Genomic DNA, 7,699 nt, shown 5'->3' on the forward strand with positions numbered 1-7,699 from the left:
TCCCCCCGACACATCCGGAAACTGCCGCCCCCGACGGCGAGCTCGCGCCCTACATCGTTCTCGTGCACGGCGGCCCGACGGATCACGTGGGCGGGGCCGCATCGCCGAAGATCGCCTACTTCACCAGCCGCGGCATCGGCGTGCTGGACGTCAACTACGGCGGATCCTCCGGCTATGGACGCGCCTACCGCGAGAGGCTTCGCGGACAGTGGGGGGTCGTCGACGTCGAGGACGTTCGCGACGCAGCGGTTGCCGCAGCTGAGTCCGGCCTCGCAGACCCTGCCCGCATAGCGATCGACGGCGGCTCGGCGGGCGGGTGGACCGTCCTCGCCGCAATCGCCCGCACCGATGTTTTCGCCGCGGGAATCTCCCGCTACGGCGTCGGCGACGCCCGGGCGCTGGCTGCTGACACCCACGACTTCGAAGCCCGGTACCTCGACGGTCTGATCGGCCCCCTCCCCGACGCGGAAGAGCTCTATATCGAGCGCTCTCCGCTCTCGCATCCCGACGGCTTCGATGTCCCGATGCTCCTGCTTCAGGGAGCCGAGGACGAGGTCGTGCCCCCGGCGCAGGCAGAAGCCATTCGAGAAGCGCTAGCGGCGCGCGGCATCCCTCACGCCTATGTCCTCTACGAGGGAGAGGCTCATGGCTTCCGGCGCGCCGAGACCGTCATCCACGCCCTGGAGACAGAGCTTGCCTTCCTCGGCGCCGTGTTCGGGTTCACTCCGCCGGACGTCGTACCGCTGACGCTGAGCTGAACGGCGCGAGCTCTGCCGCAAGCTTCTCAGAAACAAAGGCGTGCAGCGCCGTCCCGGCTTCCTCGTGCGCGATGGTGATCACGTGCCCGGTCTCGTGAGCCGCTGAGACCAGATCGCCGCGGCCGTACGGGACGATCGCGTGGACTTCGACAGCCGGGAGCGGAAGAGCGCCTTCGACGGCAGCACGGAGCTCGGCGATACCCTCACCGGTCCGCGAGGAAGCGAACAGGGCTGCCGGCTCCAGTCCGCGAAGCACCATCCGCGTCGACTCACCGACCAGGTCGGCCTTGTTGAACACAACGATCTCCGGCAGGTCGCGCGCTCCGACATCGCCGATGACGTCGCGAACGGTAGCCAGCTGCGCCGCAGGATCGGGATGCGAGGCATCCACGACGTGCACGATGACGTCCGACTGGCCGACCTCTTCGAGGGTCGACCGGAAGGCTTCGACCAGCTGGTGCGGCAGGTTGCGAACGAATCCGACAGTGTCGGTGAGGGTGTACACCCGACCGTCGGATGCCTCGGTGCGGCGCACCGTCGCATCCAGCGTCGCGAACAACGCGTTCTCGACCAACACGCCGGCGTTCGTGAGCCGATTGAGCAGGCTCGACTTTCCCGCGTTCGTGTACCCGGCGATCGCAACCGAGGGCACCGTGTTGCGGCGCCGCTCAGCACGCTTCGCGTCCCGCGCCGGCGCGAAGTCGCGAATCTGTCGTCGCAGCTGCGCCATCCGGGTGCGGATGCGGCGGCGGTCGAGTTCGATCTTGGTCTCACCGGGACCGCGCGAGCCCATGCCCGCACCGCCGGCGCCGACCTGGCCACCGGCCTGACGGCTCATCGATTCGCCCCATCCACGCAGGCGCGGCAGGAGGTACTCGAGTTGCGCGAGCTCGACCTGCGCCTTGCCCTCGCGGCTCTTGGCGTGCTGGCTGAAGATGTCGAGGATGACGGTGGTGCGGTCGATCACCTTGACCTTGACGACGTCTTCGAGTGCACGGCGCTGGCTCGGCGCCAGCTCGGTGTCGGCGATCACCGTGTCGGCACCGAGCGTGGCGACGATGTCGCGGAGCTCTTCGGCCTTGCCTCGCCCGAGGTAGGTGGCGGGATCCGGATGAGGGCGACGCTGGAGAACGCCATCGAGCACGACGGCACCCGCGGTCTCGGCAAGCGCCGCCAGCTCCCGGAGGGAGTTCTCCGCGTTCTCCTGCTCGCCCTGCGGGTGCACCCCGACGAGGACGACGTTCTCGAGCCGGAGCTGGCGGTACTCGACCTCGGTGACGTCTTCGAGTTCAGTCGACAGGCCCGGGATGCGTCGCAGCGCGGCGCGCTCTTCGCGATCCCACTGGTCGCCGTCCGAGTCCGCTCCGCCGGCCGTGGCGGCATCTTGCAGAGCCTGTGCGGCCCCGAACACCCACACGTCCGATCGACCGCGGGCACGCTCGAGCACCCGGTCGACGGGGTCGACAGGGTGCGCCGCTGGGCTGGTCTGGGTGTCTGGGATTTCGTCCATCATCATTTCCGTGGGATGCCCGCCATCAGGCATCCGTAAACTCTAGCCTCCCGGAGGCGGCCCGTCCTCCGCTACGCTCGTCGCCATGGAGAGCGATCACTACTTCACGTCGTCGCCTTCCAGTCCCGAAAATCTCCGCCGCATTCGTGTCTCGATTGCGGGGCATCCCGTCGAGGTAACGACGGCCGGCGGGATCTTCAGCCCGGATCACATCGACATCGGAACAACCGTCCTGCTGGAGAACACGCCTCCCCCGCCCGCAGGCGGACATCTGCTCGACCTCGGGTGCGGCTGGGGGCCCATCGCGCTTACCCTTGCGATGGATGCGCCCCACGCCACGGTGTGGGCGGTCGACGTCAACGAGCGAGCCTTGGACCTCGTCCGCACAAACGCGAGCGAACTCGGTCTCCCCAATGTCAACGCCGTGCTGCCGGACGATGTTCCCGGCGACGTCGTCTTTCGAACGATCCGATCCAATCCTCCGATCCGGGTGGGCAAGAATCAGTTGCACGGGCTGCTCGAGGACTGGATCCCGCGACTGGACGAGCGCTCGGATGCGTGGCTCGTCGTCTCGCGCAACCTCGGTTCGGATTCCCTTCAGCGGTGGATGACCACGACCTTCCACCGCGGGTACTCGGTGCATCGCTCTGCGACAGCCAAGGGATTCCGGGTGCTGCGAGTGCGCCGCCACGGGTCTACTCCGACGGCTGCCATCGACATCGTCTGACGCCGGCCCACACGAGGTCAGGCCAGCGCCATCTCGCCGGAGAAGACGAGGGTGGCAGGCCCCGCGAGGAAGACGTGCGAGACGCCGTCCACCGATGCCACGCGAACCCCGAGCTCCCCGCCGGGCACACCGACCTGCCAGGTGTCAGGCGCTGCAGCGCCGGCCCAGTGGCGCACCGCGAGGGCAGCCGCAGCCACCCCCGTGCCGCACGACAGCGTCTCACCGACGCCGCGTTCGAAGACTCGCATGCGGAGGCCCCCCGTGCCGCCCTGGACCAGAGGATCGTTCGGCACGACGAATTCGACATTGGCGCCCGCGACGGGAGCCGGCTCGAGCTGCGGGACGCGCGTGAGATCGATGCCGGCAAGTTCATCGGCAGTGGGGAGGGCGACCACGACGTGCGGATTGCCGACATCCACCCCGATTCCAGGCCGCGCGACGTCGAGATGCCGAGCTCGAACCAGAACCTCGGACTCGTCGATCTGGAAGGCGCCGAGATCCACTTCGAAGCCGCGCTCATGGACTGTCACGGGCTTGATGCCGGCGCGGGTACCCACCAGCACCGGGCCTGCTGCGGCATCCGCCCAGCCGACCGCGGTGAGGTACCGCACGAAGACACGGATGCCGTTCCCGCACATCTCCGCAGCCGACCCGTCGGCGTTTCGGTAGTCCATGAACCACTCCACGCCGGCGGCGGTGGCTGCAGCGCCCTCGGGGATCGCCGCGGCGCGGACGACCCGCAGCAGCCCGTCGGCGCCGACCCCGAACCGTCGGTCACACAGCGCCGCCACCTGGTCGTCGGACAGGTCGAGGTCCCCGTCGGCGTCGGGCACGATGACGAAGTCGTTGCCCGTGCCGTGGCCCTTGGTGAAGGAGATGGGGATCGACATGCCTTCAGTCTAGAAGCGCACCGCCGCGTGTTCGCCCCGGGGTGATCCCGTCACACGTCCAGCATCCGCGTGGCGTCGTCGTGAGGTTCAAGCCAGTGGACACCGGCGTACCTCCGGAACCACGACACCTGGCGACGGGCGTAACGGCGCGTGAGGGCCTGGGTCTGCGCGATTGCCTCTGCCTGCGAGAGATCTCCCGCCAGCTGGGCCAAGGCCTGGGCGTAGCCGATGGCGCGGCGAGCGGTCACCCCGCGCTCGATGCCGGCGGCACGGAGTGATTCCACCTCGCCGAGCAGCCCGTCGGCCCACATCCGCTCGACACGGGCGTCGAGGCGAGCGACAAGGTCCTCTCTCGGCATGCGTCGCCCGAGGATCCGAGTTCGCGGATGCCACGTCAGCGGCCGATCGGGCAGCGCAGCGCCGTGTCCGGCGCCTCCCGATTCGATGACCTCGAGAGCGCGGATCACGCGCCGTTCGTTCGCCGGGTCGATCCTCGCGGCGGTCTCGGGATCAACGCGGCGAAGGCGGGCCATGAGAACGCCGATGCCCTGCTCGGCGGCTTCGGCTTCAAGCGCGGCTCGGCGCGCTGGGTCGCGCGGGGGGAACTGGAAGTCGTAGATGACACTGGAGACGTAGAGCCCTGATCCGCCGACGAGGATCGCTTCCGCGCCGCGCTCCTGGATATCTGCGATCGCCGCACGTGCTGCGGGCTGATAAGCCGCGACAGCCGCCTCTTCGGTCACATCGAGTACGTCGAAGAGGTGGTGCGGGATGCCCCTCCGCTCCCGTTCGGGGAGCTTTGCGGTTCCGATGTCCATGCCGCGGTACAACTGCATGGCGTCCGCGTTGATGATCTCTGCGCGCCGCCCGCGCCGCGTCAGTTCCTCAGCCAGGGCGAGGGACGTCTCGCTTTTGCCGGTTCCCGTGGCCCCGACGATGACCCAGAGCGTCGGCTCCGCCATCACGTCAGCGCTCGCGTCCATGCCGGCCGATCCCCACGTGTGCTGTTGTTGTATGCGTTTGCGGCGGAAAGATGAACAGCGCACGCACACACGTGCCGCAGATGCAGCGGCTTGGGACCCGCGGGGTTGGCGTCACGCGCTCACACGGAGCGAGGGCACGCCCAACGAGACCGCACGCCGCTCACCGGTCGCGGACGAGCTCGGTACGGCGCACGACTCGGCGAGCGACCGATCCCACGCATCGCCGGCGCGCGTGCGGCGAACCCGAAGCCGTCCACCCTCGGGGGCATCGGCAAGCAGATGGAACGGCGCAGCATGGGTCACCGCGACCGTGACAACATCGCCGGGCCGCGGGACATCCGAGCCTTCGGGCACCTCGAAATGCACGAGCCGGTTGTCTTCGGCGCGGCCCGTCAGGCGTCGGGTTTCGGCATCCTTCTTGCCCTCGCCCGTCGAAACGAGCACATCGAGCTCCCGGCCGACTTGAGCCTGGTTCTCTTCAAGACTGATGCGTTCCTGGAGTTCGATGAGCCGGTTGTAACGCTCCTGCACGACCGCCTTCGGAACCTGGTCGGCCATCGTCGCCGCCGGGGTTCCTTCCCGAATCGAGTACTGGAAGGTGAAGGCACTGGCGAACCGGGCGCGTTCAACGACCCGCATCGTGTCTTCGAAGTCCTCGTCGGTCTCGCCCGGGAACCCAACGATGATGTCGGTAGAGATCGCGGCATGCGGAATTCGTTCGCGCACACGGTCAAGGATGCCGAGGAATCTGTCGCTCCGATACGAGCGGCGCATGGCTCGCAGGATCCGGTCGCTTCCCGACTGGAGGGGCATGTGGAGCTGCGGCATGACCGCGGGAGTCTCCGCCATCGCATCGATCACGTCATCGGTGAACGCGGCAGGGTGCGGACTCGTGAAACGAATGCGTTCGAGGCCCTCGATCTCCCCCGCCGCGCGCAGCAGCTTGCCGAACGCCTGCCGGTCGCCGAACTCGACACCGTAGGAGTTCACGTTCTGCCCGAGGAGGGTCACTTCGATCGCCCCGTCGTCGACGAGCAGTCGGATCTCGTTCAGGATGTCGCCGGGGCGCCGATCCTTCTCCTTGCCACGAAGACTCGGAACGATGCAGAACGTGCAGGTGTTGTTGCATCCGACCGAGATCGACACCCATCCCGACGCCGCGCTGTCGCGCTTGGTGGGAAGAGTCGAGGGGAAGATCTCAAGCGCCTCGAGGATTTCGAGCTCCGCTTCCTCGTTGTGCCGCGCACGCTCGAGCAGAGTCGGCAAGGAACCCATGTTGTGCGTGCCGAAGACAACGTCCACCCACGGCGCCTTCTCGAGGACCCGCTCCTTGTCCATCTGCGCGAGGCATCCGCCGACGGCGATCTGCATTCCCTCACGCTTGTCTTTGCGGGACTTGAGGTGGCCGAGGGTGCCGTAGAGCTTGCCCGCGGCATTGTCACGGACCGCGCAGGTGTTGATGACGACGATGTCGGCTTCGTCACCGGCGGCCGCGCGTACGTAACCAGCGCTCTCGAGCGACCCGGAGAGTCGCTCGGAGTCGTGGACGTTCATCTGGCAGCCGAACGTGCGCACCTCGTAGGTCCGCGCCGCTCCCGTGGGTGACACGGCTGCGGGCGACGGCGCGATGAACGTCGGCGAAGCGGAGGGGGTGGTCATAGTGCCTGCCATTCTACGAGCCGCTCCGGGGTACTGGCCGAGTGCGAGGCTGCCCGGGTACAGCGAGCCACCGGTACCTGCGCAGCCGGCGGGTTCGGTCTCAGTCGCGCGGGTCAGCCAGCGCAAGCCGTGCCGCGGTCATCGCCACCCCCGGTGGGTAACCGCGTCGCTGTAGCTGACCGACGAGGCGTCGGATCGCGACGTCGACAGCCACGCCACGGTAGCCGCCAGCCTTCTGACGTGCGAATTCGAGAGCCCGTTCGGCGTCGTCATCGGGAAGCGTCGCCAGAGCCGCATCAGCGACGTCACGGGGAATGCGGCGCTTAGCGAGCACCTGGGCGATCGCGCGCCGCCCCTCGCGACGTCTGGTGACCGCGGTGTGCACAAGCTGCTCTGCGAGGTCGACATCGCCAAGCCATCTCTTACCCACGAGTTCGGCCACGAGAACCTCTGCGACGACCTTCTCAACGCCGTCCGCGACCAGCTCATCAGTGGCTTCCGCCTCCGATAGTCCGCGCCGGCGCAACCGCTTGATCAGGCGATCGAGCGCAGCACGGGTGATGGCTGACGACGCGCGCGATTCCCCGTACGGGTCGGCGAAGTACGGGTCGTCATCATCCTCAGAAAGATCGTCGTCATCGACCCACGTCGAGTGCCACGTGCCCGCGGACAGTTCCGCGCAGGCTTCACCGCGATCTTCGCCGAAGAGGTCGTCGTCGCGGGAGACGGAGCCTCGCGAGAAGGCCGCGTCACCGAACAGCGGGATGACGGGGGCGAGCGACTGCTCGCCCCCGATCTCACGCGCCATGATCAGGCCGGGCGCCGCTTGGCGAGTTCGTCTTCGACATCACCCGCGGGCTTTGCCCCGCCGATACCGAGCTTCTCTTTGATCTTGGTCTCGATATCGGCCGCGATGTCTTCGTTCTTGAGCAGGAACGAGCGTGCGTTCTCTTTGCCCTGCCCCAGCTGCTCGCCGTCGTAGGTGTACCAGGCACCCGACTTCTTCACGAGGCCGAGGTCGACGCCGATGTCGAGCAGTGAGCCCTCGCGGCTGATGCCCTTGCCGTACATGATGTCGAACTCGGCCTGGCGGAACGGTGGTGCCACCTTGTTCTTGACCACCTTGACCCGGGTGCGGTTGCCCACCACCTCGGCCCCGTCCTTGAGCGACT

The 7,699-nt window shown here is 67.8% G+C and carries 7 protein-coding genes and 1 pseudogene; 2 read left to right on the plus strand and 6 right to left on the minus strand.

The genetic code is table 11. The features are described 5' to 3' along the window. Nucleotides 1-758: S9 family peptidase (locus tag Q1V87_RS11550; protein WP_300592880.1), on the plus strand; the 758-nt coding region annotated here is incomplete at its 5' end. Here the strand turns inward: Q1V87_RS11550 and hflX are convergent. Further along, on the minus strand, nt 721-2,268 hold the full coding sequence (gene hflX, locus Q1V87_RS11555; RefSeq protein ID WP_300592898.1) for a GTPase HflX: 1,548 nt from the start codon (nt 2,266-2,268) through the stop codon (nt 721-723). The two genes, Q1V87_RS11550 and hflX, sit on opposite strands and share 38 nt — an antisense overlap. Nucleotides 2,269-2,353: 85 nt before the next feature. On the opposite strand from hflX, the gene Q1V87_RS11560 reads away from it, so the two are divergent. After that, on the plus strand, nt 2,354-2,995 hold the full coding sequence (locus Q1V87_RS11560) for a methyltransferase (protein WP_300592883.1): 642 nt from the start codon (nt 2,354-2,356) through the stop codon (nt 2,993-2,995). Nucleotides 2,996-3,012: 17 nt separating this feature from the next. On the opposite strand, the gene dapF is transcribed toward Q1V87_RS11560, so the two are convergent. From dapF to Q1V87_RS11585, 5 genes and pseudogenes are all read right to left on the minus strand, one after another. Continuing rightward, nucleotides 3,013-3,885, minus strand: a complete 873-nt coding sequence (gene dapF, locus Q1V87_RS11565; RefSeq protein WP_300592886.1) for a diaminopimelate epimerase — start codon at nt 3,883-3,885, stop codon at nt 3,013-3,015. A 50-nt stretch (nt 3,886-3,935) separates the two neighbouring features. Next, a complete protein-coding gene (miaA, locus tag Q1V87_RS11570) occupies nt 3,936-4,868 on the minus strand; it encodes a tRNA (adenosine(37)-N6)-dimethylallyltransferase MiaA (protein ID WP_300592889.1) in 933 nt (310 codons plus the stop codon). A 111-nt stretch (nt 4,869-4,979) separates the two neighbouring features. Beyond that, nucleotides 4,980-6,527, minus strand: coding sequence for a tRNA (N6-isopentenyl adenosine(37)-C2)-methylthiotransferase MiaB (gene miaB / locus Q1V87_RS11575; protein ID WP_300592892.1), 1,548 nt, complete (start codon nt 6,525-6,527; stop codon nt 4,980-4,982). Between the two features lie 100 nt (nt 6,528-6,627). Further along, the gene (locus tag Q1V87_RS11580; protein ID WP_300592895.1) at nt 6,628-7,335 is read right to left on the minus strand and encodes a regulatory protein RecX; all 708 of its coding nucleotides are present in this window, start codon (nt 7,333-7,335) and stop codon (nt 6,628-6,630) included. Nucleotides 7,336-7,337: 2 nt separating this feature from the next. Further along, nucleotides 7,338-7,699, minus strand: a pseudogene (locus Q1V87_RS11585) (DNA recombination/repair protein RecA); the annotation flags it as partial.

The sequence above is a fragment of the Microbacterium sp. genome, assembly GCF_030149085.1.
Taxonomy (GTDB): domain Bacteria; phylum Actinomycetota; class Actinomycetes; order Actinomycetales; family Microbacteriaceae; genus Microbacterium.

Coding starts and splice junctions, on each gene's coding strand:
- hflX (WP_300592898.1), bottom strand. CDS start 2,268: ATGGACGAAATCCCAGACACCCAGACCAGCCCAGCGGCGCACCCTGTC.
- Q1V87_RS11560 (WP_300592883.1), top strand. CDS start 2,354: ATGGAGAGCGATCACTACTTCACGTCGTCGCCTTCCAGTCCCGAAAAT.
- dapF (WP_300592886.1), bottom strand. CDS start 3,885: ATGTCGATCCCCATCTCCTTCACCAAGGGCCACGGCACGGGCAACGAC.
- miaA (WP_300592889.1), bottom strand. CDS start 4,868: ATGGACGCGAGCGCTGACGTGATGGCGGAGCCGACGCTCTGGGTCATC.
- miaB (WP_300592892.1), bottom strand. CDS start 6,527: ATGACCACCCCCTCCGCTTCGCCGACGTTCATCGCGCCGTCGCCCGCA.
- Q1V87_RS11580 (WP_300592895.1), bottom strand. CDS start 7,335: ATGGCGCGTGAGATCGGGGGCGAGCAGTCGCTCGCCCCCGTCATCCCG.